Annotated in this window: 22 protein-coding genes; 5 read left to right on the plus strand and 17 right to left on the minus strand. The window is 46.3% G+C overall.

The window, feature by feature from the left end:
• Window positions 1-189: 189 nt before the first annotated feature.
• Complete coding sequence (locus N774_RS0115180; RefSeq protein WP_024862057.1) at window positions 190-732, minus strand: stage V sporulation T C-terminal domain-containing protein; 543 nt, start codon at window positions 730-732, stop codon at window positions 190-192.
• Window positions 733-1,193: 461 nt separating this feature from the next.
• Here N774_RS0115180 and N774_RS0115185 point away from each other — a divergent pair, with 461 nt between their 5' ends.
• Entirely contained in the window at window positions 1,194-2,534 is a 1,341-nt protein-coding gene (locus N774_RS0115185) for a hypothetical protein (protein ID WP_024862058.1), read from the plus strand.
• 277 nt (window positions 2,535-2,811) lie between these two features.
• Here N774_RS0115185 and N774_RS0115195 read toward each other — a convergent pair whose 3' ends face one another.
• Genes N774_RS0115195 through N774_RS0115215 form a run of 5 tightly spaced genes read right to left on the minus strand, consistent with a single transcriptional unit; the run spans window position 2,812 to window position 7,023 of the window.
• The gene (locus N774_RS0115195) at window positions 2,812-4,518 is read right to left on the minus strand and encodes an ABC transporter ATP-binding protein (protein ID WP_024862059.1); all 1,707 of its coding nucleotides are present in this window, start codon (window positions 4,516-4,518) and stop codon (window positions 2,812-2,814) included.
• Window positions 4,515-4,949, minus strand: a complete 435-nt coding sequence (locus N774_RS0115200) for a S24/S26 family peptidase (RefSeq protein ID WP_024862060.1) — start codon at window positions 4,947-4,949, stop codon at window positions 4,515-4,517. The genes N774_RS0115195 and N774_RS0115200 overlap by 4 nt, the downstream gene beginning before the upstream one ends.
• Entirely contained in the window at window positions 4,946-5,677 is a 732-nt protein-coding gene (locus N774_RS0115205) for a hypothetical protein (RefSeq protein ID WP_024862061.1), read from the minus strand. The genes N774_RS0115200 and N774_RS0115205 overlap by 4 nt, the downstream gene beginning before the upstream one ends.
• Window positions 5,658-6,767: a nucleotidyltransferase domain-containing protein gene (locus N774_RS0115210; RefSeq protein WP_024862062.1), complete on the minus strand. Its 1,110-nt coding sequence runs from the start codon at window positions 6,765-6,767 to the stop codon at window positions 5,658-5,660. Before N774_RS0115210 ends, N774_RS0115205 begins: the two co-directional genes overlap by 20 nt.
• On the minus strand, window positions 6,760-7,023 hold the full coding sequence (locus tag N774_RS0115215) for a PqqD family protein (RefSeq protein WP_024862063.1): 264 nt from the start codon (window positions 7,021-7,023) through the stop codon (window positions 6,760-6,762). Before N774_RS0115215 ends, N774_RS0115210 begins: the two co-directional genes overlap by 8 nt.
• A 255-nt stretch (window positions 7,024-7,278) precedes the next feature.
• Here N774_RS0115215 and N774_RS0115220 point away from each other — a divergent pair, with 255 nt between their 5' ends.
• Window positions 7,279-7,863: a hypothetical protein gene (locus N774_RS0115220; RefSeq protein ID WP_024862064.1), complete on the plus strand. Its 585-nt coding sequence runs from the start codon at window positions 7,279-7,281 to the stop codon at window positions 7,861-7,863.
• A 121-nt stretch (window positions 7,864-7,984) separates the two neighbouring features.
• Here N774_RS0115220 and N774_RS19875 read toward each other — a convergent pair whose 3' ends face one another.
• The 4 genes from N774_RS19875 to N774_RS0115240 all read right to left on the minus strand — a co-directional run bounded on the left by N774_RS19875 (window position 7,985) and on the right by N774_RS0115240 (window position 14,095).
• Window positions 7,985-10,435 carry a dockerin type I domain-containing protein gene (locus N774_RS19875; protein ID WP_024862065.1) on the minus strand — a complete coding sequence of 817 codons (2,451 nt, stop codon included), beginning with the start codon at window positions 10,433-10,435 and terminating at the stop codon, window positions 7,985-7,987.
• 202 nt (window positions 10,436-10,637) lie between these two features.
• A complete protein-coding gene (locus tag N774_RS0115230) occupies window positions 10,638-12,191 on the minus strand; it encodes an ABC-F family ATP-binding cassette domain-containing protein (protein WP_024862066.1) in 1,554 nt (517 codons plus the stop codon).
• Window positions 12,192-12,326: 135 nt separating this feature from the next.
• Window positions 12,327-13,514 (minus strand): hypothetical protein, encoded by a 1,188-nt coding sequence (locus tag N774_RS0115235; protein WP_024862067.1) that lies wholly within the window; start codon window positions 13,512-13,514, stop codon window positions 12,327-12,329.
• 14 nt (window positions 13,515-13,528) lie between these two features.
• The gene (locus N774_RS0115240; RefSeq protein ID WP_024862068.1) at window positions 13,529-14,095 is read right to left on the minus strand and encodes an RNA polymerase sigma factor; all 567 of its coding nucleotides are present in this window, start codon (window positions 14,093-14,095) and stop codon (window positions 13,529-13,531) included.
• 411 nt (window positions 14,096-14,506) lie between these two features.
• On the opposite strand from N774_RS0115240, the gene N774_RS0115245 reads away from it, so the two are divergent.
• Window positions 14,507-15,928 carry a GGDEF domain-containing protein gene (locus N774_RS0115245; RefSeq protein WP_024862069.1) on the plus strand — a complete coding sequence of 474 codons (1,422 nt, stop codon included), beginning with the start codon at window positions 14,507-14,509 and terminating at the stop codon, window positions 15,926-15,928.
• A 351-nt stretch (window positions 15,929-16,279) separates the two neighbouring features.
• Here the strand turns inward: N774_RS0115245 and N774_RS17675 are convergent, their stop codons facing one another.
• From N774_RS17675 to N774_RS18505, 3 genes are all read right to left on the minus strand, one after another.
• Entirely contained in the window at window positions 16,280-16,861 is a 582-nt protein-coding gene (locus N774_RS17675) for a hypothetical protein (protein WP_242836642.1), read from the minus strand.
• 164 nt (window positions 16,862-17,025) lie between these two features.
• The gene (locus N774_RS20020) at window positions 17,026-17,385 is read right to left on the minus strand and encodes a DUF4368 domain-containing protein (protein ID WP_024862070.1); all 360 of its coding nucleotides are present in this window, start codon (window positions 17,383-17,385) and stop codon (window positions 17,026-17,028) included.
• Window positions 17,306-17,575 (minus strand): leucine-rich repeat protein, encoded by a 270-nt coding sequence (locus N774_RS18505; RefSeq protein ID WP_080770525.1) that lies wholly within the window; start codon window positions 17,573-17,575, stop codon window positions 17,306-17,308. Before N774_RS18505 ends, N774_RS20020 begins: the two co-directional genes overlap by 80 nt.
• Here N774_RS18505 and N774_RS20025 point away from each other — a divergent pair.
• Both N774_RS20025 and N774_RS20030 read left to right on the plus strand, forming a co-directional pair.
• Window positions 17,553-19,022, plus strand: a complete 1,470-nt coding sequence (locus N774_RS20025; protein ID WP_024862071.1) for a GGDEF and EAL domain-containing protein — start codon at window positions 17,553-17,555, stop codon at window positions 19,020-19,022. The genes N774_RS18505 and N774_RS20025 overlap by 23 nt on opposite strands.
• On the plus strand, window positions 19,022-19,498 hold the full coding sequence (locus N774_RS20030) for an EAL domain-containing protein (protein ID WP_024862072.1): 477 nt from the start codon (window positions 19,022-19,024) through the stop codon (window positions 19,496-19,498). Before N774_RS20025 ends, N774_RS20030 begins: the two co-directional genes overlap by 1 nt.
• A 34-nt stretch (window positions 19,499-19,532) precedes the next feature.
• Here the strand turns inward: N774_RS20030 and N774_RS0115270 are convergent, their stop codons facing one another.
• The 4 genes from N774_RS0115270 to N774_RS0115285 form a co-directional block, all read right to left on the minus strand.
• On the minus strand, window positions 19,533-22,100 hold the full coding sequence (locus N774_RS0115270; protein WP_037280340.1) for an FtsX-like permease family protein: 2,568 nt from the start codon (window positions 22,098-22,100) through the stop codon (window positions 19,533-19,535).
• A gap of 13 nt (window positions 22,101-22,113) precedes the next feature.
• Complete coding sequence (locus N774_RS0115275) at window positions 22,114-22,830, minus strand: ABC transporter ATP-binding protein (protein ID WP_024862074.1); 717 nt, start codon at window positions 22,828-22,830, stop codon at window positions 22,114-22,116.
• Between the two features lie 395 nt (window positions 22,831-23,225).
• Complete coding sequence (locus tag N774_RS0115280; protein ID WP_024862075.1) at window positions 23,226-24,299, minus strand: iron-containing alcohol dehydrogenase family protein; 1,074 nt, start codon at window positions 24,297-24,299, stop codon at window positions 23,226-23,228.
• A gap of 1 nt (window position 24,300) precedes the next feature.
• Complete coding sequence (locus tag N774_RS0115285) at window positions 24,301-25,662, minus strand: MATE family efflux transporter (protein ID WP_024862076.1); 1,362 nt, start codon at window positions 25,660-25,662, stop codon at window positions 24,301-24,303.
• Between the last annotated feature and the right edge of the window lie 8 nt (window positions 25,663-25,670).

The following is a 25,670-nucleotide window of genomic DNA, read 5'->3' on the forward strand; positions in this document are numbered from 1 at the left end:
TTATGCCGAAATTATTTGTAGGGGCGCCCTTTGGGCGCCCGCAAGTCTTAATGCAATTATCACGGATAAATATATGTGGCAATGTTCATTTATTTTCTGTCAACGGGCGGCGGAACGCCGCCCCTACAATTCCGAATTTCTAATTCCGCATTCCGAATTAAAAAAACTCCCACAAGCGTGGGAGTTTTTTTACCCCTCTATCTGACGGGCAAGGAACTGGGCGGCGGCGTTTATCAGGCTCTTTTGCAGGTCTGTGACCTCTGTGCACTTCTCGCTTGTGAGAAAGGCTACAGCTCCCGAAACATCGCCTGCTGTAATGATAGGCAGGGCTGCTATGGCTGTTCTGTCCACGCCCTCCGCAGGGAAGAAGTTGTTTGTGCTGCCGTCGGGACAGAAGAACTGCCCGCGGTTCTCCATGAGCTCTTCAAGCTGAACTGTGACACGGCGCTCGGCAAACTCCTTGCGGGGAACTCCCGCAGAGGCTACCACATGGTCCTTATCGAATATGATAACGGGACAGCCTGCTATCTTATGCATGATATCAGCTACATAGACAGCGTTCTCGCTCATTTCGCTGACTGCGGAATACTTCTTGAATATGACCTCGCCGTCGCTGTTTGTGTATATTTCGAGGGGGTCGCCCTCACGTATGCGCATGGTGCGGCGTATCTCCTTGGGAATGACCACACGTCCGAGGTCATCGATACGTCTGACAATGCCTGTTGCTTTCATAATAAAACCTCCAAAAATCATAGTGATTTTGTGAGGTTAGTATTTCCGTGTCTGGTTTGATTATGCATTGCGGACAGACGTTTTTCAGGACGGGATATTTTTGCATGTGGAATGCGGTTTTTCCTATTTATTGCTCTTTCAGCTCCAAATATTGCTGTTTTTTATAAATAATTTGAGAAAAGACAAATTAAGTATTGACATTTAGATTTTTCTGTGATATAATTTGGAATACTTAGGGTTGTTATTGGCTAAATAAATACACTCCGTAAATTATTTTCTCATAGATCTGATATTCAATCTCAAAACGTAATGCAGTAACTGAGCCTGTAACGCCTTTTATTTTGGTTTTTTGATACCGATATGCAATAATTGCAGTATTGACAATGTTATTACGTTTATTAGCAGAAAACGCAACTGCTTTTAATTAGATTCTATGTTAAAATGATCAGGAGGACATAACAATGAAAAAACAGCATGGTTTGAAGAAAACAGCGGCACTCATAATGTCAATGGCTCTTGCAGCAGGTGCACTGCCTGTAAACGCAGGAGGCTTTTTCAAGTCAGGCAGTGCTATCGTTGCTAATGCAGCAGAAGAAGAAAAGACACCTGCAGAAGCAAAGACACCTGCACTGGGTACATTCTACAGAGAAGGCGATACTATCGCTGTAACAGGCGATACATGGTTCAAGATCGATGATGATCCTCATTCGGGTTATCCTGTTGTAAAGATCGACAGTGATCTTAAAATAACAGAATATGAGAGCTCTGACAAATATAACCAGTATGTATGGAAAACAGGCGAGACTATGTTTACGGAAGTACATAACGGCTTTTATATTACCCGTGAAGATCCTGAAGCTGATGCTGAGGGCTTCTATATAACAGGCGGCAAGGGCACACAGAATGATCCTTTCATTATCGGACTTTCTGCTCCCAAGTTCTGCGGAAAGAATCTCACTCTCAGCGACGGTATCGGTCTTAACTTCATCGTTGATACGATCAATGAGGGCAATGCTGCTGATATCAAGGTAAAGATATCGGGCAACTGCGAAGATGAAGGCACACAGAGCCTCTATGTCAGAAATATCAACGGACAGGACGTATACTGCGCAACAGCAAATGTTGCTGCTAACAATATGGACAGCGTTATCACAGCCGAGCTCTATTACGGCGGCAGTGAAACACCTGTTGATACTCTTTCATTCTCAGCAAATGATTACCTTGATACTGTTGACACATCATCAGATGCAAAGTTCAAGGCTCTTGTAGATGCAGCAAAGCAGTACGGACAGGCTGCTTCCGCATATTTTGGAAAAGGTGATATCCCTGCTGTAAAGGATCACACTGATGATATCGTCAATGCAACAGTTTCTTTCGGCAAATTCAGCTTCAGCAAGTATGCACCGATGTTCGATTCAAGTGTAGCAAGTATCTCACTGGTTCTGAACTCAAAGCTTGCTGTTCGTCTGTATACAGCTAAGTATGAGGATACACACCACAATATAGCTGCATATGATATGTGGACATATGACGAAAACAATAAGCTTGTGATCTCACCGTTTTCTGTAATTGAGGTATTCCAGGGGTCAAACGGAAAGTACTGCTTTGAGATCCCGGGTATTAAGCCTACACAGCTCGGTACTACATTCAATGTAAACTATCAGGGTACTGATTACTTATTTACTCCTATGGCATGGGCTTACCGTGTACTGAGCAAGGAGGGCGCTCCCAAAAAGGACGTAGCAATGGCTAATGCGCTTTATGAATACTTTATTGCTGCAACAGATTACGCAGGCAATTGAAAGGAGATAGAAAAATGAAGGAAAAGTATACAGCTCCCGAAATGGAGATAATCAAATTTGACAACGAGGACGTTATCACAACAAGTCCTGCATCAGGTACTCCTGAAACAAACGATTATTAATGCTATGCAGGTCTGTCCGAAGCTGTCGGATAAAGACCTGTAACAGACTGTGAAACAGAACAGCAGATGTATCTTTAGGGAACATCTGCTGTTTTTTTATATTATGATACCACAGCAAAAAAGGACGGCGTGCAGCCGTCCCGAGTCTTTATATATCAATTGTTACTCTGCAAGTCTGTGAAGTCAATGACCCTGTCGCATATCTCCAGTGCCGCAGGACGATGCGTGACAATGACTACCGTTTTATCCGTCATACTCCGTAGATTTTGCAGCAGCAGTTTTTCCGTATGCTCGTCAAGTGCAGACGTGGCTTCATCAAGGAGCAGTATCGGGCTATCACTGAATATCGCCCTTGCTATTGCGATACGCTGCATCTGTCCCTCGGAGAGACCTGTTCCGCGCTCACCGAGGAGAGTATCAATGCCGCTTTCAAGCTCGCTTACGAACTCATAAGCACAGGCTATTTTCAGGGCATTATTAATGCGCTCTTCATCATGCAGTCCGCTTTTATCCGCAAAGCATACCACATCGCGTATCGTTCCGCTCATGAGCTGATTGCCCTGCGGAACGTAGGCGAACAGCCTGTGCCATTCTGCGGATAACGGCTTTTCACCGTCTGTATCGGTCAGATAGCGCTCTCCGCTGTCCAGCTTATAAATGCTCATCAACAGTTTCAAAACCGTCGATTTTCCGCAGCCGCTGTGACCTGTAAACGCCACATATTCGCCTTTTTTTATTTCAATACTGATGTTTTTCAGCACTATGGGCTGATCATCTTTTGACAAGTCCTTGATGCTGTCAACTGCAGGATAATAGGTGAAATCGGCATTTTTCAAGCCGAAAGCTCCCAGCTTATCGGAATAATATGCCTTGACTGTATCAATGTCAAGTGCAGTTTTTTCGCAGTCATCAGAGAAGCTTTCAATCTCCATAAGGCGCTCAGCACTTGCGGTCATAGCATAAAATCTCGGCAGATAGCCCGTGATATTGGCAAACGGAGCTTGTATCTGCGATATGAGCTGTGTGATAGCGGTCAGCGTACCATAGGAGATAGTACCGAGCAGTATCCCATATCCGCAGTAGCACACGCCGAACAGGTACATTCCGTTCATAGCAATACCGAAGCCGATGTTACAGAAGTTGGAGAAGCGGTTTCTCTTCATTCGGGAACTCTTATGCGCATGCATTTTGGTAACGGCTTCATCTTCCGTTTGCTGTTCTGCTGCAAAGGAGCGAATTATCATCATGCTGCCGATGTGCTCCTGCAGGAATATACGGAGCTTACCGTCGCGCTCCTGCACGTTCTTATGGAGCTTTTTCAGCACCTTGCGGAAGGCATAGGTCAGCAGTATCAGCAGAACGCCGCAGGGGAGCAGTACGCAGGCGAACCGCCAGTCAAGGACGATCATCATAATGACCGCACTTATCAGCTTTACCACCATTCCCACCAGTCCGGGAAGTATGTCCACATAGCTTTCGGCAACTACGACTGTATCATTTGTCAGCCTGTTGAGCCATTCGCCCGAATGGACGGCGTTCACGCTTGCAAAATCTTTACGCAGGATATTCCGCATGAGCCGAGCCTTGAAGATGTTCTCGAAAGTCGCTCTCGATAACTCGTTCAGCCAGCGAATTATAGCTCTCATTCCTATCTGCGAAAGTACAAGCAAAACCGTTAGCAGCACATAAAACCAGAAGCCGCTTCTGTCGTGTGCAGTCGCGTTATCCACGATATTCCGCAACAGCAAGGCATACAGCACACCGCTTGCTCCGTGCAGAGCCTGTACTATCATCAGAGCAAGTATGTACAGCTTTTTCTTTTCAGGTACGGCGTATAGCCATTTTATTGCATTATTCTTCATCGTTTCAGTTTTCTTTTCAGCCGTTTTGGTATCGTTTTTATTCGCAGTATGAAGGCTCTTATGGGGAAGAGGTCGCACCACAGGTGAACGTAAATACGGTACTTACAGTCTGTTATGAGAACTTCCTTGCCGTCACGGACAACTGCCGTCAGTACGCCGATAATATGCTTGTCCGTTATTCCGTACTCTTTGCAGTAACGGTTATCGCCGCAGATAACATAATCATTATCGCGGACTTTTAGTATACGGTGAAGCACATACTGACCGCTATCCCTTTTATAAAGCGGAACGTCGTACTTTTTCAGCCGTCCCTGCGGCTTTTCTATGATCATCAAGTCCTTGTCCTGCCGTATCAGCGGACGCATACTGTCACCCACATTGGTATAGATCAGCCGTCCGTCACGCTCGATAATATCTTCAAATTTAGTCATTGCATACCCTCAAATGCGACCTTCGCCGCTTCAATATCCATATTACAGCCGAGCCTATATAGTTTCACGCCCTCAGCCATTCTGTCCGCAAGGTCGAGCGTTTTCATCAGTTTTTCGCCGTTTGCAGGACGATATGACTGCTGCAATAGCATAGAATAGGCTTGCTCTCTTGTGATAGGTTCGATATGATTTTCGGCAGCTCTTGTCAGGATACATATTGCTTTCAGCGGAACGGCTATATTTGTGCCTAAGCCGTGCTTGCCGTTATATGGCGTACCGTAGGCAATAACTCCATTCTCGGTCACTTTCAGCATTGGCTTATCGTCATTGACCATAACAGCTCTTTCGCCGAAATACTCGCGCCAAAGCCTTGTATGCGTGGACTTTCCCGTGCCGCTTTTTGCTGTGAACAGGTAGCCCTCACCGTCAACTGCGATAACAGAACCGTGAAATACGAACGTATCATAGTCGGGCATTATCTCTGCTATCTTGCGGTATACCGCCGTTTCTTCAAGGAGCTCATCAGAGAAGTTCGGCAGCGGAAGTCCCTCATAAGCATACTCAGAGTCGGACTTCTGCTTCTCCAAAGCAATATCTTCGGGAGTTATAGTTACCGAAAAATCGGGAGCTTCATCAGTTATGTATTCCTTGCAGTATTCGTGGACAAGCTCATGTATGGAGCTTACCTCAATGACCTTATCGGCTATCTTATACTTTCTCTTTGGCATTTTTCTTCATCACTTTCAAAATTGTAGAGAGATACTTACGGCGTATCAGAAGTACACGTCCCCAGCGGTATACCACGCCTAACGGATAGAGGAAAGGGCATTTGCCGACAAACTTGACGGAAGTCTTCATGTAGTTCATTGACGGGAACATATTGCGCAGTATATTCTTCGTTTTCGATCTGTGAGGCGCAAAATGAGCCATATGGTTTTCAACAGTGCCATATGTTCCGTACTTAATGTATTCCTCCAGCAGAGCCTGCTCTGCGTCGTTAAGGACGGGCAGCTCTGAAGATAAAAACACCTTAATGGCAAGCGCACGGCGGGAACTCTCGAAATCATCTATCTTCATCTGTCTGCACTGCTCTGTGATGTACTTCCAGTCAAGGGAATCACCCTTGCTTTTCACATAAACATAGCAGTCGAGCAGGTTCCTTATGCCTGTACCGCCGCTTGAAAAATGCTTGTATTCATGGGCGGTCACATACACGTAGAAGTCCTCGTCAGACATATGATAGCCGAACTTCTTACCCTCATCCTGTATCATGAGCCTTTGAGGTTCACGGTAATAGTCGTGCAGATGCTCAATATTAGCTCCGAACAGAACAGTGTGAAGTTCAAAGTTCAGCACAGGCGGCTTCATATATGTATCATGGTGATGCTTGCCGACACTCTCCGCAGTATAGCCCATACTGAGCATGAGCTCCTTGACCTTCTGCTGCTTTGTGCTGTCATAGAGGACGTCATTATCCGCCATTTCGCGCATACCGTTTTCGGGATAGAGGTCTTTCAGTATGGAGCCTTTCAGCGGCATATACCATATGCCGTTCTTCTCAAGTTCCTCTGATATCGCTGTTCGCTCCACGTCCAGCATGATATTCTTGCGGACAGCCTTATTGTATGCCTGTTCAAATTCATGATCGGTCACGCCTGCCGACTTTAAGGCTGTATGCACTGCAGCTCTGAGAGTATGCCACTTGCAGAACTCATAGAGCTTCTCCATGTCCATAGCCAGGACTCTCTCCTTATCGGGAGAAATACCGTTCACGGCACAGGCGAGGAGGTATATGACGTCTTTTGCTGTATTATTCATTTATCACAGCTCCAATATCGCGGAGCTTGCCAATGATATCGGCAACGTCCTTTTCGGCTGTGGTACGGTCTACATCGTACTTTGCAAGGAGCTTGTCAACGATAGCGCTTTCGGTAGTATCTGTTTTCAGAGCTTCAATAATAAAAGCGGCTGTGGGATTGCTCCTAATGAGACCGTTGAAGTCTGTTCCTGTTGTTGATACGGTGATATGCTCACCCTTAGTTTCGTGTGTCAAGAATTTCGGATTGAGTTTCATACTATTCCTCCAAAGTCATTTTTTAGTATTATACCACATAATTACAAAAACAGCAATAGGCAGATCGAAGCCGTCATAATTTCCCTTTGCACTGCTATTGCTGTGGTGATAAGGTCCTCCGCTGTAAATTCAGATTTAACTCCGTGAAAGATTTTTTTGAATATCTGTCACAGTTGTGTTACTTTGAACGTTTAGATATATAGAGGCTGAAACAGTATTATCAGCCGTTAAGCTATTTCGGAAAGGAACTAAAAAATGAAAAGATCAACATTGAAATTAACACTGGCTTTTATGCTTGCTGTATGCACACTGACCGGCTGCGGAAAAGACAGCTCAGAGTCCAAAAATGACAACAGGAACAACAGCTCTTCTGCTGCTGTAACAACTGCTTCGGAAGTATCGGGGAGCGCTTTGGCAGCAGCGACGACTGCTGATGATAAAACAGAAGCTGAAACAACTCAGACCGAGACTGCTCTGCCTGAAAAGACAGAAGCTCCTCAGTCGGATAAAACAGATGTCACATCAGCCGATCAGAGTGAGGGCAGCTCAGATGCTGTTACAGAGGCGCAGGCACTGGAGGCTGTAAAAAACTATTGCTTCACTAAAAATCCCAATCTGAAAAACATGGTGGATTCGGATGAATACACTATCTATTGGAATGCTTCCGTGAATGATGCCAATGAAATAGTTGTTCTGTTCAGATCTTATACTGCCGCACAAATACGCTATTATATCGATCCGATCTCAGGAGAGACCTATGTTACCGAGCTTGTCCCCGGAATAATAGATGAGGAACAGCGCACGGAAGAAAGCTTTAATATCAGAGACTACTTAGGGTAACAATAGCCCTGGCAGTTGAAATACAGACATGATAGCTCTGTATTATGTTCTCCGAGGAGTTCATCCTCGGATATTACAAATACACAATTATCAAAGGACGGCTTTGCACCGTCCTTTGATTTTAATAATTTTTAAGGTAGTCCTCTATGGGCATGATATCTTCCTTTGCGGTGGAAGTATATGCGTAGTACGAAAGGATATGGGAGGCATCGACTGCGTTGATGGTGTCATTCTTATCTATATCCGCAGCCTTTACCTGTGCATCGGTAAAGCCGCCCTCCTTGTTGGTGGAGACGTTTGCGTAATATGTGAGGACTGTAGAAGCGTCCACAGCATTTATCCTGCCGTCGCTGTTCACATCTCCGAGGGGATCGTTCTTTTTCAGCTTTATAACAAGGTCTTCATTCTGTCCGTATTCCGTGAATGAGAACTCATAGCTCTGGTCGGAGTATTCATAGCCCTCGGGAGCGCCTTTTACAGATACCTTGTACTTGCTGTTGAGATACAGAAGATTATCGTACTTCATAACGGGTACGTCGGTGGTGTTCCACGAATAGGAGTAGCTGCTGTTTTTGGAGCACACAAATTTGAGCTTTACATCGTTTACGGGTTCTCCGCTTGCTTCGTCAACTACTGATATATTGGCAGAGCAGGCTGTCTCCGCAGTGGGAGCTTCTTCAATAAGGATAATGACCTTTTCTTTGAGCAAGCCGTTCTCTACCTTGAACCTGATACCGTTAACGCTCTTTTCGTAGTTTTGTTCAAGGGCTTCAAGCGAGAATTTTTCGCGCAGTGATGAAACGCACATGTACTCGCTGCCCTTTTGAAGTATCCTGTAGCCGTCTTTGGGAGTTACCCTGAAAGTATACTCGCCGTCGGGCAGGGCTCCTAAGCCCAGCTGATATGATGCCAATCCCGAAGCGTAGCAGTATCTGTAGCCGTTATCGTCATAGATGCCGTAAGATGCAAGAGGGAAGTCCTTGCTGCTGTAGTTGTATACGCTTCCGTAGCTTGTGGCGCTGTCCTTCTGAGTGCAGATACAGCAGTCAGCGTCAACATTGCCGTACATATATGACTCATAAAGAGGGACAGCTATTTTATCTGTGTCGCCGCCCTTTTTGAAGTCAAGCTCTATACTGCCGTCATTATTGTAGGAATTCATTTCCATGGGGAAGCTCAAATAATATGTTGCATTGGGATCGAATTCTATATCAGTGAATGTCTTTACGGGCTCTTCGCCGACATTCCAGCTTGCAAGCTCGGTCTTGGTCTTGCTTTCGTCATTTGCACGCTTTATGAGAAGTGCCGTAAGCTTTTTGGGCGGCAGGAATGTGTTAAGGTCATAGGCTGCTATGGTAACGGCGCAGTGCTTACTGTCAACGGGCACAGGGTCTTCCTTGGGAAGCTCTGCCTTTTTCAGCTTTGCCGCTTCCTCCTCGGACACAGTGCGCTTTGCCTTTATGACAATATCCTTATGCTCTCCGAATTCGGAGAAGCTGAGGGAATGATCTGTTTCGGATTTATAGTAGGCGGGGAGATATTTCACATCTACCTCATAGGTCTTGTCAAGGCTGCGGAGATCGTCGAATTCCATTGGCTGCTCTCCTGTTATCCATGTTAAGGACGGAGATGAAAGGGAATCGTCCTTCAGTCTGATAACGCAGCCCTCAAGAGGCTTTCCCGTGTCCTCGTCAATGACGGATATGGCTGCGGAGCAGCTGTTTTCGGCAGTAGGAACCTTCTCAATGTAGAACTCGGTTCTTCTGTCTGACTCGCCGTCCTTTACATTGAATCCTATTCCCTTGGAAAAATCGTGATCGAAATAATCTGCTGCATGATCGGCGTACCAGTCAGACGTCATAGAAGAAAGGCTGATAACAGCTAATTCACCTTCGGAATTATGCTTCACAAAGCGGTAGCCGTTGGCGGGCTTTACGTAAGCGGTATAATGGCCGTCAGGCAGCACCAGTGAAGATTTGGAGTCTGAAAAGGCATTTATGTACCTGAAGCCCTTGTCGTCTTTTATATACGCTTCCTCTATGAGGTCCTTGTCAAAGGCACTTGACAGAGATTTGGAATTGCTTCCAAAGCTTAAAAGGCGTCTTGTAAACTGAGGTTCCTTTGTTTTTACGAAGCTTGAACCTGTCCCCGGATACGTTGAAATATCAAAGCCGCATATTACTATTTTGTCGGTATGCTCGCTGTTTTCAAGGATAATATCTGTCTCCTCGGGCAGGTAGTAATTCTTCGGGATATTCCCGATGATAAGCTTATAGCTGACATCGTCGCTCAGGCTCAGCTTGGAAATGGTCTGTATATCTGTTGATGCAGGGTCCCACTCGGATAAAACTGTCTTTTCCTCGCCTCTGACTTCCACAAGCTTTGCGTTCAACCCCTCGGGAAGCTTGCAGCCGGGCGCGATAACAGAGATCATCACGCCCCCTTCTGTGACCTGTTCCTCTGTTCCTGCGGCATAAGAACGGAATAAGCTGAACTGAACCCCGTTATAAGCCGCGGAAGTCCCCATAATTGCCACAGCTGACACTGCGGCTAAGATTTTTTTGATCATCATAGTGATACCTCCTTATATCATGATAAGGATATTATATATTATCGACCATGATAATACAAGAGGGAGCCGCAAATTTTACAATTCGTTAATGAATTAATAAAAAACAGTAAATATGTTGCTTTTATACTTTGGTTTTGTATAATAAAAAGGCAGCCTATTAAAGGCTGCCCTGTGGAGCTCAGCAACTGCAAAGCTGTTCCTGTCAGATTATCTTTGTGGACCATTCCTCGATATTCCAGATGTTATCGGCAATGTCCATATAGAACTCGGGTTCGTGGCTGACGATAAGAACCGTTCCCTTGTAGTCCTTTATGGCTTTTTTCAGGGACTCCTTAGCGTCAACGTCAAGGTGATTGGTGGGCTCGTCGAGTACAAGCAGATTGACCTCACGCAGCATTATGCGGCATATCCTCACCTTTGCATTCTCGCCGCCCGAGAGCACTCGCATCTGTGAGGTGATATGCTCGGTAGTCAGTCCGCACTGAGCAAGTGCCGCACGCACCTCCGCATTTGTCATGGAGGGATATTCCTCCCATATTACGTCGAGAGCGGTCTTGGAGGTGCTTTCCTCCTCCTGCTCGAAATAGCCGTATTCAACGAACTGATCGTGCTCAACATAGCCCGATATAGGCGGTATTATCTTCAGAAGGGTTTTCAGAAGAGTGGACTTGCCTATGCCGTTCACACCGCGGATAGCTATTTTCTGACCGTTCTCCACCTTTATTGATATGGGCTTTGTAAGGGGCTCGTCATAGCCGAGAACAACGTCCTTGCAGTCGATGACCACACGTCCCGGAGTACGCGCCTTGCGGAACGAGAATGTGGGCTTGGGCTTTTCGCGCATAAGAGTTATCTTGTCCATTTTGTCCAGCTTCTTCTGGCGAGATTTAGCCATGTTGGTGGTGGCAACGCGAGCCTTGTTGCGGGCGATGAAGTCCTCAAGGTCTGCGATCTCCTTCTGCTGCTTTTCGTAAGCCTGTTCGATCTGTTTCTTTTTCAGCTCATACATGCGGACGAAGTTGTCGTAATCGCCTGTATATCGCGTCATAACGGCATTCTCAACGTGATACACCACGTTTATGACGCTGTTCATGAAGGGTACATCGTGAGATACAAGAATGAACGCATTTTCGTAGTTCTGCAGGAAATTGGTCAGCCACCTGATGTGGTTCTCGTCAAGGAAATTGGTAGGCTCATCGAGAATGAGTATCATGGGATTTTCCAGCAGTACCTTTGCAAGAAGCACCTTTGCTCTCTGCCCCCCCGAAAGCTCCGCAACGTCCCTGTCAAGACCTATCTCGTTAAGTCCGAGACCGTTGGCGTATTCGGATATTTTCGCGTCGATAGTATAATAGCCGCTGTAATCCAGTATCCCCTGTATCTCGCCGACCTCCTCCATGAGCTCGTTCATCTCCTCATCGGAGCAGTCGGACATCTTGTCATAAAGGGAGAGCATTTCAGCTTCAAGCTCGCTGAGGTGATCAAAAGCCTCGCGCAGAACGTCACGGATAGTCTTTCCCTTTGCAAGGGTGCTGTACTGATCCAGATAACCTACGGTGATATGCCTGCACCATTCTATCTTTCCCTCATCGGGCTGGAGCTTGCCCATGATTATATTCAGGAACGTGGATTTGCCCTCTCCGTTGGCGCCCACAAGTCCCACGTGTTCACCTTTCAGCAGGCGGAAAGAGGCGTCGTTAAGTATCTGCCTCGCACCAAATCCGTGGGTAACGTGTTCAACATTAAGTATGCTCATATTTATCCTCCATTTTCGTTATGAAGTAATTATACTATACTTTTACGATATAATCAAGTGCAGCTTTAAAATGACAAACGGGGCTCAGTGAGCCCCGCTGTCTTTGATGATGTTTTTCCCGACATAGAGCTTTTGTCAGCCTTTCAGCATATTATAAAGCTCTTCATAGTGTTTGCCGTCGAATTGCTCCACATTATCCACTCTCCAGTCGTTGAACTCGGGATCAAGGATAAGCTTTAATTCTACACAAATGCAGTTATTGATATCTTCGACCTGAATATACCACAAAGGTATATAAGCAGTATACGATGTATCTGTCTTATCTGCAATAATAACGGGATAAAAATCCGAAAATACGGACGGAAGTTTTCCCCAGCCTCCTACATAGGCGAGCTCATATAGCTTTCCTCTGTATTCTATCCAGAATTTTGTATGCTCCTTATCTATAGTATCCATATATTCCAGATCGTCGATATCCTTTGCCATTTTGCCGCCAAAGAACTGTTCATATCGGTTTTCTGACATAGTGCGTCTTGCATAGTTCTTTATCTCTTCCAGACTGCTGAATTTGCTGTCGGTAACATGGCAGTAATATGCTATATCGTGTACAGCAGGATAACTGTCGCCCTCAACGCTGTAATCAAAGCACCATATGTCAAGCTCGGGATCGGCTGCAAATTTGATGCCGTCATGAATATCGCATTCAATACCTCCTCCCATTGGATAATAGCGGACCTCATCATCTTTCTTGAATAATTCAAGAGCTATACTGCCAAGCTCGTTATCCACGTAAAGCTTCTCAGCCGCAGGAGCTACAAAGGGTACAGTCGTGTACACTGTAGTCTCGGCAGTGGTTTCCGCAGCGGTCACAGTCTGAGTGGTGGCAGTGCTCATCGCGGCAGTACCTGTTGCTGTACCCGCAGATGTTGCAATTGTTGAAACCGCAGCAGTTACGGAAGTGGTGGTCGCAGTTACCGCAGGCTGCTCGATGCCGCCGCCGTTGTGACCGTGCCTGTTCAGGAGCATGACGCTGCCCAGCACGACTCCTGCCGTAAGAACTATTGAAGCCGCTGTCAGCAGAGGAGCGAGCCATGCAGGACGTCTGCTGTGCTCGACTCCGCTGACCTCATTTTCTGTCATATTTATATTGTTATCTTTCTCAGTTCCGTCTTTAGCTTTCTTTTTCGTTTTATATTTCTTTTCTGTTGCATCAATGAGCGCGTCAAGCTCTGCGTCTGTTATCTCGGGACATTTTTCGGTAAGGAATTCCATAGTATCCTCCTCTGCATTTCCGAGAATATCCAATATATTTCTCTCTTTCACAGCTGCTTCCCCCTTTACTCTGTAATACCTATCTCGGCAAGCTTTGTGCGGAGCTTTTCCATAGCTCTCGTACATCTCGATCTCACCGATGAGGCTGTCATGGAAACATTTTTTGCTATTTCCTCCGATTTTCGGTTATAATAGTATTTCTGTATGAGAATAGTGGAATCGGGCTCGCCAAGCTCTTTGATCTTACTGATAAGCAGCCTGCGGAGTTCCGAACTTTCAGCGTGAGCTTCAACGCTTATATCCGCGGGGATAAGCGCCATGTCATTCTCATCTGTATTTTCAATGTGCTTCTGAGCTGCACAAAGCCTTCTGAATCTGTCAATGGCTGTTCGCTTTGCAACTGTGCCTATCAGAGCTTTTATATCGGTCTCTAACAGCTTATCTTCGTCAAGCTTTATGAATATATCGGCAAAAACGTCGCTGAAACACTCCTCGATATCTTCTTTAGTACCGCAGAGCCGGAGCTTATTGAAAATGATAGAATAAACGTATCTGCCGTATTCCTTTATCAGAGCCCTGTGGCAGTCTGATACCGAGGTGCTGTAAAGCGTTCTCAGCTCGCTGCTTGTCATGTTCATTCCCCCTTTGATCTGTGTGATAAGATCGACCTTTCATAAACAACATTCGCATCAGGTGCGGAAAGTGCTGCAAGAAATGAGAAAAAATTTTTCGCCTCTGCATATCTGCGTGTGCTGAGGACGCATTTACTATATTTTATCATATTTTCGCAAAACTGCCAAATTTTTTCCGTTTGACAAAAGGGTACAGTTGTGAGCTCCGATTGTCTTAACGTACAAATTACGCTTTTGTTCTTTGTATGAAATGCTGATAATTTAATAAGATTTTGTGAATTTTTATAATTTTTGTTGAATAAGCTGTGCAAATGTAGTAAAATTATATTATAGTATAAAGTGGATTATCTATGCAATATTGTATCGGCATATATCAATGCCCGATCATTTTACATAAAAGGAGGTATTCTTATGGATCTTCGATCTTGGCTTGAAGGGGTAGACGGACTTGCAAGCTTATATTCCTTTGATATTCTCCCTGACGGAAGCTTCAGCGAGATAAGGCTCATGGGTGTAAATAAACAAAACGAAGGTATGCTTCACTTTCGTCCCGATACGCCTGAATTCTATCCCGGTATCCCTTACCGCAATTACTGGATGGATCTGAATTTTGAAAGCTTCCTTTACAGGAGCGGAAGTGAAAGAAAGTCGCTGTATTCATATGTGAACGCCCGAGGCTACTGGCTCAAGGGCTTTTATATCCCAATCGCAAATCCTGACGAAGCTCCCGCAGAGAACGGTACCAAAACCGTTTACTGTCTCTACATACTCGAATATGCCGACGACCTCGAGACCGAGTCCTTGTTACAGCATTCTGCCGATGTTGCGGATGCGGTCACAAATCTGAGCATAAAGCTTCATGAAGTGCAGGATTTTTATCAGGCAATGGCAGCAGCTGCTGCTGAGATACAGAGTGTATGCAGTGCGGAATTATGTTCTATATATCCCGTCAATATGATCACTCAGAAATGTGCCTTTATAAACAGTGACGGCGTTCAGGACAAGGCACTGGAGTATCTTGCCGACGAGATGCAGTGTACTCCTTTTGAAGTAGCTATGCGCTGGGAGAATATCCTTGCTATGAGCGATTGCCTTCTCCTTGAAGACCTTGATATCATTAGGGAGCGCGACCCTGTGTGGTACAGCTCTCTCTGCAAGCATCAGATAAGGAATATCGTCCTTTATGAGATACGATTCAAGCAGACTCTGGTAGGCTTTATATGGGCTGCCAATTATGACTCGTCAAAAATGATGCACATCAAAAAGATACTGGAGCTGTCATCGTTCCTGCTTGCGGCTGTAATCCGCAATCATCATCTGGTCTCACAGCTTGAACTGAAAAGTACTATCGACGGACTGACACAGCTGTTCAACCGCAATTCAATGAATGAACGTGTTGATAAGCTTGTATCCGATACGTCAGATAAGCCAAAGGAAATGGGAGTAGTTCTGGCTGATCTGAACGGACTGAAAACTGTTAATGATGATGAGGGACATGATGCAGGCGACAAGCTGCTGATGAGAGCAGCGGCTCTTCTGAAGCTTGCTTTCGGCGACTATGAGATATACCGTGCAGGCGGCGATGAGTTCTTTATCTTCTGTCCTGATGTTTCCGAGGAGGAACTGGCTCAGCAGGTGAAACAGCTCCGTACACTTGCCGACAGTACGCCTGATGTGAGCTTTGCAGTTGGTGCTGTCCATGTCACAGGTGAATATGATATCCGACAGGCGATGCATACGGCTGACGGGCGTATGTACAGGGACAAGCAGGAATACTACATGACGCACCCCGAAAAGGACAGACGCAGACAGAAGCGTACAGACAGCGAATGAAAAAACAGTATAAAAAACGCCCTCAGATTGCGTGCTATCCTTAACGGAACTTTATTAAATTCATATGTAACCCGAGGGCATAAGACAGATACCTATACAGAAGTTTTGCCCCTGAGTGTTACAAAGCACTCAGGGGCATTGTGCATATTTATGTTGCTAAGCTAAATCAGAATTTATTTGAAATAAGCGGTATCAAACTCCTCGCCGTTGTTCAGCTTATCCAGTAATTCAAGCAATCCTTTCTGACCATGAATCTCCATCCATTCGCTGACTTCATGTTTCGCATTCAGATAACGGAAACGCCTGTCCTAAACCGTTCCTGCATAGAATTCAGGACCTGTATCCATATCTTCAAGAGGTAGCGCGTTTTTTTCCGTTATCAGTCTGTTCAATCCATGCATCCAGCCCATATTGCTCACGATAATCATTTTGCGTGGCAAGTCCCTCATCAAACCATGTGGGAATCCCTTTCAGAGTATTTGTATTCAGGCGGGTATGCAGCTCCGCATGAGTGAGTTCATGTGCTAAAATGTCAATATTAAGGTATTCATCTGAAACAGAAATGTAGTTTTTCTTCGGATCAAATATTGAGGTTTTCGTATCATGATCTCCGCCGAGCTTTGAAAGGAGCTTATCATCATCGCAGATAATTATGATCGTTGTATTTGTTTCGGTGCATTGTAATTCTCCGAAAAATGCTCTGTCCCGTTCCAATGCTTCTTCCGTGAGCAGAATCGCATCTTTGATATTACCGGAATAGTTTTTATTCACATAGATATGATCTGCTGCTTTTTCAAAGGAACTGCGGTACGGAACTGACATTCGATAGCCTAAATCCGTAAATTGAAAAAAACAGACAGCCGCCAGCAACACCAGCAGTATCAAAGAAATACAACAGCATATTATGATTTTCTTCTTTGATTTCACTTTCATGTTCATTTCTCCTGTAAATTCCGATTTTTGTCAGTAACAATTATAGCACATCATCTCTGTACTGTCAATAGAAACGCCATAGTACTTCTGACCTTACATCAGAAATACTATGGCGTAAAACTTCTTTATGCGTACCGTTCTTAACGTCCTCGGGTTTCTTTATTTTAGCAAGCTGCCTGTGCAAATGTCTTGTTTTCGGACGGCTTTAGAATCGGCGCAGGCTCATGAATTGTCTGGAAGGTGTAGCGTATCAGTATGGTGTTACCGCAAGTCCGCGAATATTTCTCAGGCTTCTCATAGACTTCAATGCGAGATATGAAAGCCCTGAGAAGTTCGGGAGTAACCTCTTTCAGTTCGATGTTAGCCTTCGCCTTTTCAATGAAGTCAAGCACGTACTTCTCCTGTAAACTTACAGTGTCAAGCTGATCAGAGAGCTCAGCAAGTTCAGTTTTCAGTTGAACACTTGTTGAACAGCCAGCTTGGTATATTCTTTGCGCCGTCTGCAAAGGATGCCTTTTCAACACTGCTGTTCTCAAAGGGATAAACAGCTTCTCTAAGAGTTGTTGGGAGAGTTACCTCAGTAATGCCTGTGCCTGAGAATGCATAGCTGCCGAGATATTCAAATCCCTCGTTGAAGCTTACGCTTGTAAGGTTTGCACAGTGAGCGAAAGCAGAGCCCGCAAGATTTGATGTGTGGTTCAATATGTCGTTCATACCGCTGTCCCATGAAAAGGATAATTTATGCTACTGTCTGTATATAGTCGAGGTCACCCTGAAGGCTGATGCCAAAAGGCTTTCCACGGTGTCGGCTGACATAGCGTCGTATGTTCTCGAGACCTGTATCAAGCTCCAGAATCCCGATGACTTTAAGGAAGCCATGAAGGAGGTCTGCGCGGACGTCCGCGACCTTTGTGATTCGGAGCACTGCTGTATCCTGCTTATGGATACCGAAAAACGCAAATGCTCGGTGCTTTGTGAGGCTTTTTCCAAGGATACGAAGCTTCTTCCCATGGATAAATATGTGGACGACGCTTTTTACGATATTGCCTATTCGTGGCTGGATACCATAGGCGGAAGCAACTGCCTTATAGTAAAGAACGAGCAGGATATGGAACTGATAAAGGAGCGCAATCCCATATGGCATGATTCCATTACAAGTGCAGGCGGCAAGACTATCGTGCTCTTTCCGCTGGAGTTCAAGGACGAGCTGCTGGGCTTTATGTGGGCGATAAATTTCAGCGATGACAAAGCCCTTACCATTAAGGAGACCCTTGAGCTTACATCGTTTATCCTTGCGTCCGAGCTCTACAGCTACAAAATGATCGAACATCTCAGGTACATGAGCTATACCGACGCACTGACAAAGCTGCCCAACCGTTTTGCAAGCTCTGATTATCTTGCCGATCTCATTAAGCGCAATGAGAAGTTTACAGCTGTATCCATCGACCTCAACAACTTCAAGAGTGTAAACGATGCTCTTGGCTTCAAGGCGGGAAATCAGGTGCTTATTGAGATAGCAAGGCGCTGGAGGGCTGTTTCCGACGGTCAGTGCTCAGGCTCAAAGGCTTATATCACACGTATAAACGGCGATGAGTTTTTGCTTATCATCTACGGCTACGAAACCGATGAGGAGTTCAGGAGCATTATTGCGTCATATGTGGACGTACTTGCGGACAGTCTTACTGTGGACGGCTGCGACCTGTACATAACGGCAAGCTTCGGATATGCCGAGTTTCCAGCGGACGCAGCCACGGGAGATTCACTTATATCCTATGCCAATCTGGCGATGAATGAGATAAAAAAGGCAAGGAGCAGCGATCATATCCTGAAATTTACACCCAATCTCCTCAAAAACGAGCATAAGCTGGAGATCGAGAACATAGTGAGAAAGGCTCTGAAAAAGGATACCATATACTTCAATCTCCAGCCTCAGTATGATATGGAGCATAAGCTCCGCGGCTTTGAAGCCCTTGCCCGTATGAAGGATCCCGAGGGGAACTTCGTTTCTCCCGCTGACTTTATACCTATTGCGGAAAAGGTAGGTCTTATTGACAAGGTGGACAGTACGGTCTTCAAAAAAGCAACTGCTTTTTTCAGCCGTCTCATCAAAAAACAGGGCTTGACCTTACCCTTAGCCTCAATGTTTCGGCAAGACATCTGATGAAAAATGATTTTGTTGAAGAGATGCGCTCACTTATTGAAAGCAGCGGTATTGCTCCCGAGCAGTTTGAGATCGAGATCACAGAGTCTATCCTGATAGATTCGGCAGACAAGGCGCTGCAGTGCATAAATGAGCTGAGAGCTATGGGCGTCAAATTTGCCATAGACGATTTCGGTACAGGATATTCCTCACTCAGCTACCTTAACAGGATACCTGCAAATCTCCTGAAAATAGACAAGTCCTTTATTGACAAGATAAATGTGAACGAGTCGTCAAAGCAGTATGTTGCCGCCATAATCTCCATGGGGCATATTATGGGACTTGACGTTATCTCAGAGGGTGTTGAGGAAGACGCGCAGCTTGATGCGCTCCGCAGTATTGGCTGCGATTATGTTCAGGGCTATATCTGGGGACGTCCCATGTCCGCAGATGATGCCGAAAAGCTTGTAACCGGCATTGTGGAACAGACAACTTGATACTGAAAAAAAAGAGCCGTTTATGGCTCTTTTTTTATTCTGCATTTTTAAGTGCAAGCACCTTTGGTATCCTGCGTATGCGTATGAAATCCAGCACTGTTATGACAAGATATGCAGCTGTAACAAGCACAAACTCCTTGACAAAGCCGCTTGGCTTCATTATGAATGCGAAATATCCGCCGAGAGTCTGCAGCATTATCTCCCACATTATCTTCATTGCCAGATAGCCCAGTACGATCCCTGCAAGCTCCGTAACTATGACAATGAACGCAGTTGATATGAGATACAGCCTTGCGATCTCGCCGTCCTCATAGCCCAGTATCTTCACCATTGCAATAGGGCGCTCGTTCTTTTCGATGATGATCTTTGTGAGCAGATACAGGATAATTGCCGCAATGATCATGCAGACGTACTGGAAATAGACCATATAGCTGCCCATTGAGTGATCGAGCTGATTGGCGATCTTTATCATGTCGTCTGAGGTGATGCGCTTGACGATCTGCTTTTCGGGAATGTCGGTGATCGTTTTGTCGGAAAGATAACCGCTGAATGAGTCCGCGTCACGCTCAAACACCTGATTGAACCTGTCATTTGGCATGAACACGGCAAGAGCTGCATCATATCCGTAAATTCCTGCGACTGTCCATGTATACTGCTTGTTTTCGTATTTCTCATGCATGGTAAAGCTGTCGCCCGTATTGAGGTGATACTTGTCTGCAAAAGCAGTTGATATCCACATGCTGTCGGCATTTTTCGTGGGGGCAATATCTACATATGAGCTGTTTTCAACAATGCCGAAAACGGAGATCTCCTCGTTGTATTTGTCGGTCCTGTACTCCAGTGCGCCGATGGAAAAGGGCTCTGCACCCTCTGTATCCGTAATGATGTCATTGCCGTCCTCGTCCTTGCAGTCGGTCAGAATGACCTGTTCCTTTGCAAACATCATGTCGGGCATCTTCTCCTGATAGTATTCGAGAGTGGAGGGCATGCCCACTGCCATGGAAAGCAGCAGCATGACAAAGGTTACACCCACAAACAGCATAAGGTAATTGGGGATATTCTGGAGCAGCACACGAAGACGGAAGCGTCGGAAAAAGCTCCAGCGGGGCAGGCGTATGGCTTTGCTGCGGCGTGTGCGTTTCAGGTCGTGTCTCAGGAAACGCAGGGGAGAGAGCCTCAGCATGCGAACTATGACGATAAAATTGATTATCAGCATCAGCACAAAGGGTATTGCGGTAGTGCGGATAAATGCCTCGGGAGTCCAGAGAGTCTCATACGTGGGGAGACTGTATGAGTTGTAATACATATCCACCACCACGTTCTTGAACAGGGTGTATCCCAGAAGATTTCCGACTATGGCAGCAAGTATCACCACCACCAGCGGTGCACTCATATAGTATCGCAGCAGTTCGCCCTTGGTATATCCCGATGCACGGAGAGTGCCTATGACGGAGGCTTCCTTTTCGAGCATACTGCTTATGCTGACTGCGAAAATAAACGCCAGAACTACTGTAAGGACATACAGCAGCACTCCGCCCATGGACATATCCGAGCCCATATCCTCCGCAGCGAAGGTGATTGCGTGATTTGCGTAGGCAGGCACGTAGTCCCTGATCTCCACCTCGTTTTCAGAAACGGCGGTCTGTGTGATAAGCGCTTTCAGGAAGTGATCCGACAGCGTTTTTTCTTCGTACAGGTCGGAGGGAGCGTTTTTATATGTAAAGGCATAATTTGCGTGGAGGGGAGCGCTTATGCGTTCAAAGCCCTCATCTGTCACCATGCCCACGTCAAAGGTCAGGGCGTCGAACATGGTATCGTTGTTGTTCTCGTACAGCGTGATATAATCCGTAAAGGACACAAGTCCCACCACTTCAAATTCAGCGCCGTCTGCTTTTATCATGTCGCCGAGCTTTATTTCGGCGTTGTCAGCGTGCATGCGGTCAATGACTATCTCATTCTCATTCTGCGGAGCTCTGCCTGATAGGATATCATACAGATCGACCTCGTTCCTTTCACTGTAAACACGAATTTTTCCGCTGTATCCTGCGTTTTTGATGATGCACTCATCGGTATTCTTGAAGAACAGTTCGTAAACATTCACAGGCACAGGGTCAAAGGTCTGATCCAGCTCATAGCGCTCTGCAATGTCTGTATATTCATCGTCGATCTTGTCGTCAATTTCCTTGTGGGCTTTATCCTCGGCTTCGCTCAGCGCATTTTTATATATATCGGAATCCCATATTTCTTCGGGGATAGCTTCACGCACCGCTTTTTCTATCTCGGGCTCTGCTTCCTTGTATGCGCGGTCACGGAAGATGCTTTTCATATCAGCCTTCTCACCGCTTTCGATAGCCGATATTATCTCGGGCTCAGCTATACGGGACAGCTCAAAGTGTCCGTCCTCGCGGTGAAACTTTTCCGCATTGCCCTCCAGCGAGGTCATCATGCTGTGGTTGGCTACGTACATTCCCGACACAAAGCCGATAGTCACCACAAGCATCGCAAATATCATGAGATAGCGCTTCCAGTCGCGGAACAGATCACGCAGCACACGTCTGCGCAGGGGATTTTTCGGGCGCTTTCCTGACTTGATGTTCTGCATTATGCCGCCCCCCTTACCATTCCAGCTCTGCGGCTGTGATCTTCTCAGTGTTGCGGTCGTCGTGACGTATCTTGCCGTCGCGGAGCTTTATCACATGGTCTGCCATGCGCTTGATAGCCTCGTTGTGGGTGACCATAATGACTGTATTCCCGTACTTCTGATTGACCTCCTCGATGAGCTGCAATATCTCTTTCGATGTGGTGTAATCAAGTGCTCCCGTCGGCTCGTCACAGAGCAGGATATCGGGATTCTTGACTATGGCGCGTCCTATGGACACACGCTGCTGCTGACCGCCCGAAAGCTGATTCGGCAGCTTATAGCGGTGGTCAAACAGGCCGAGTATTTTCAGCAGCTCGTCAATATCCAGCGGGTCATCCGAAAGATATGCCCCTGATTCGATGTTCTCCTTGACATTTAGATTGGGTATAAGGTTGTAGGACTGGAACACATATCCCAGATGCTTGCGGCGGTAGCGTGTGAGATTTTTCTCGTTCATGTCCTCCAGCTTGTCGCCGTTTATGAGTATCTCTCCCTCGTCTGCGCTGTCAATGCCGCCGAGTATGTTCAGAAGTGTGGATTTGCCCGAGCCCGACGGTCCCAGCAGCACACAGAACTCACCCTTGCTGACCGTAAGGTCCAGTCCCCGAAGTACGTCCTGCTTTGTATCGCCGCTTCCGAAGCTCTTTTTCAGGCCGTGTACCTCTAAGAATTTTTTCTCTGCTTCGCTCATATTCAGATACCTCTCTTTTTTTAATACGGATATAGCTTTTCGGCAAAAACAAAACGGACACAGCCAGAAGCTATGTCCGTAAAAGTCGCATTATCAGACTCCATGCATAGCTTCAGGCTATAATTTGCCGTAAAAGTTACACATGAGTCTCGCAAATTAAAACAAGCCAGACCCTAAGGTCGGTATGTTGGCTTGTTACTCAAAAGAGCTTGCTACTCCCTCATTCCGTATATAATTTTAGTACATACTAACTTATTTGTCAAGGGTTAAGGCTGTTATCCGCTTCAAAATCCCGAATTCAGACAAAACATTATGGGGAAGGTTGTTGAGGATTTGCAGTATTATACAATTCTTATCTATGGCTGAGTCTGCTCACTCAGGGGAGCTTTGACGATTCAGAGGCTTATGATGTCTTCCATAACGCTTTCGTCGATTGGATACGGACACTGTGCTATCTTTGCTTTATTGCTCAGGACCGCCTTGGCTGACCTTTCCAGAAGCTCACGCGGTACGTATACAGGAGCAAGCTCCGCTATGTATTCGCCCAGCTCCTCTGTGTTCCTGAAGCCAAGAGCGCCGAGTATGGCGGCTTGTCTTTTCAGATCCGTATATTTCAGGTATCTGCTCTGGAATGCTCCCACAGCTGCGCCGTGAGGGATACCTGCTTCATAAGTGAGCATATAGCTTAGGGCATGGGGGATAGTGGTACCTGTCTGAGCAATGGAAATACCTGCAAGAGTTGAGGCGTTCATCAGCTTTTGAGCAGCATTTACGTCAAGCTCTTCATTCCCATCGATGTAAGGACGGCATTCTGCCCATTCTCTGAGGCCTGCAAAGATGCTCATATCGCAGTATGTATCTCTGATATTATTGGCACCGCTCTCGATAAGATGTGCAAGGGCGTCCACGGCGGTATTGACGATTATCTTTCGGGGAGCTGTCATAAGGTATTTTCCGTCGATAAGGGCAATAGCAGGGAACACCTTGTGCTTCATTGAGACCTTGGTCTTGAGGTCGTGTCGGGTGAGGACGGCAACTCCCGTTACCTCCGAGCCTGTGCCGCAGGTTGTGGGAACAGCGGCAACAGGAAGTGCTGATTCAGGTTGGAGCATATACATCAGATCCCATGAGGAGTCAGAGTTCTTTATCATCAGTGCAGCCGCCTTTGCAGCGTCCAGTGCAGAACCGCCGCCAATACCGATAACGAAGTCCGCATTGCGGCTGACGCCGAGCTCTCTTGCAGCCATTACTGTTTCCACGGAGGGATTTTCTTCCACCTCATCGAAGATCGTATATGCGGTGAGGTGCTGTTTCAATGCTGTTATAACGTCATCGAGAGCACCGTTAGCCTTTGAGGAGCTTCTTCCTGTGACGATAAGCGCGTGAGAGCCGAGAGCCGCAAGCTCGGAACCGTGATCCTGTACGCAGTTGTTTTCGCTGTATATTTTTGTTGGCAAATAAAATTTCATATCACACCTCGTTTCTTGTCTGTACATTGTCCTGACTGTATTTTTTATTGAAGTAATAATAAGCGGCAAAGCACATGATTATCTGCAATACTGTGGAGCAGGGAATGGACATTCCTATGAGGAACAGGGAGCCGCCGCCTATTTTCTGCATAAGGAATGCAACGGGAATCCTTACGAGGAAGGCTCCGCATATGCCCTGGAGCATGACGAATTTGGTCTTTTCAATGCCGTTGTAATAGCCGATGAAGCAGAACAGGAAGCAGGTGTTCAGACAGTCTATGGCGTAGGCTTTAAGGTAGTCCCACGCTGCTTTCACGGTGTCTGCGTCGTTTGAGAATACTCCCGCCAGCAGATCGCCGCGGAAGAAGGTCAGCAGGAACATTGCAACGCCAAAGGCAAAGGATACCGCAATGCCTGTTTTGAGAGCCTTCTGTGCTCTTTGCAGCTGTCCTGCGCCGTAGTTCTGAGCCACAAAGGCAGTCATGGACTGCATGAACGCCAGCGGTACCAGCATTATGAACACGCATACCTTTTCAGCAACTCCCACGCCTGCGGAAGCAGTAACGCCGAGACGGTTCACGATAGCCATGATGATAAGGAAGGACAGTCCCACAAGGAAGTCCTGCAAGCCAATTGGAGTTCCTATACGCAGGATAATGGCGGCATAATTCTTTTTCAGCTTCATATTGCTTCTGTGGAACTCAAAGGGCAGCTTTGCGCGGCGTATCATAATAAATGATATGACAACGCTGATAAGCTGCGCCATGACTGTGGCAAGAGCTGCTCCCGAAGCTCCAAGGTGGAAGACCGCAACGAATAAAAGGTCGCCGATTATATTGAACAGACAGGCGATACCCACTGCGATGAGGGGAGTTTTTGAGTCGCCCAGTCCGCGGAATATGCTGCCAAGCAGGTTATATGCCGTGATAACGAGAAATCCGCCGCCGCATATCTTTATGTAGTTGGAGGTAAGATAAAAGGCTGATTTGGGAGCCTGCATTATCCGTGCAAGGTGAACAGAGCCTGCAAAGCATATGAGCGTCAGAGCAGCGCCGATAATGCCGAAGATAATAAGTCCCGTGCCTATGGTCTGTGCGGCTTCGTCGGGACGCTTCTGACCGATACGCTGTCCCACGGCAACTGTTATGCCCATTGAGAAGCTAACCAGTATATTGGTGAGAGTCATTATTATCTGGGAGCCTGTTGATACTGCCGAAACATCGGCGGTTGTGCCGAACTGTCCCACCACCAGCAAGTCTACCGCGCCGTACATCGCCTGCAAAAACATTGCCAGCAGAACAGGCAGCATGAATTTCAGCAGCTTAGGAAGTATGGCACCGCTTGTGAAGTCATTGTTTTTCATTTTTATCT

The sequence above is a fragment of the Ruminococcus flavefaciens AE3010 genome, assembly GCF_000526795.1.
Lineage (GTDB): Bacteria > Bacillota > Clostridia > Oscillospirales > Ruminococcaceae > Ruminococcus > Ruminococcus flavefaciens_D.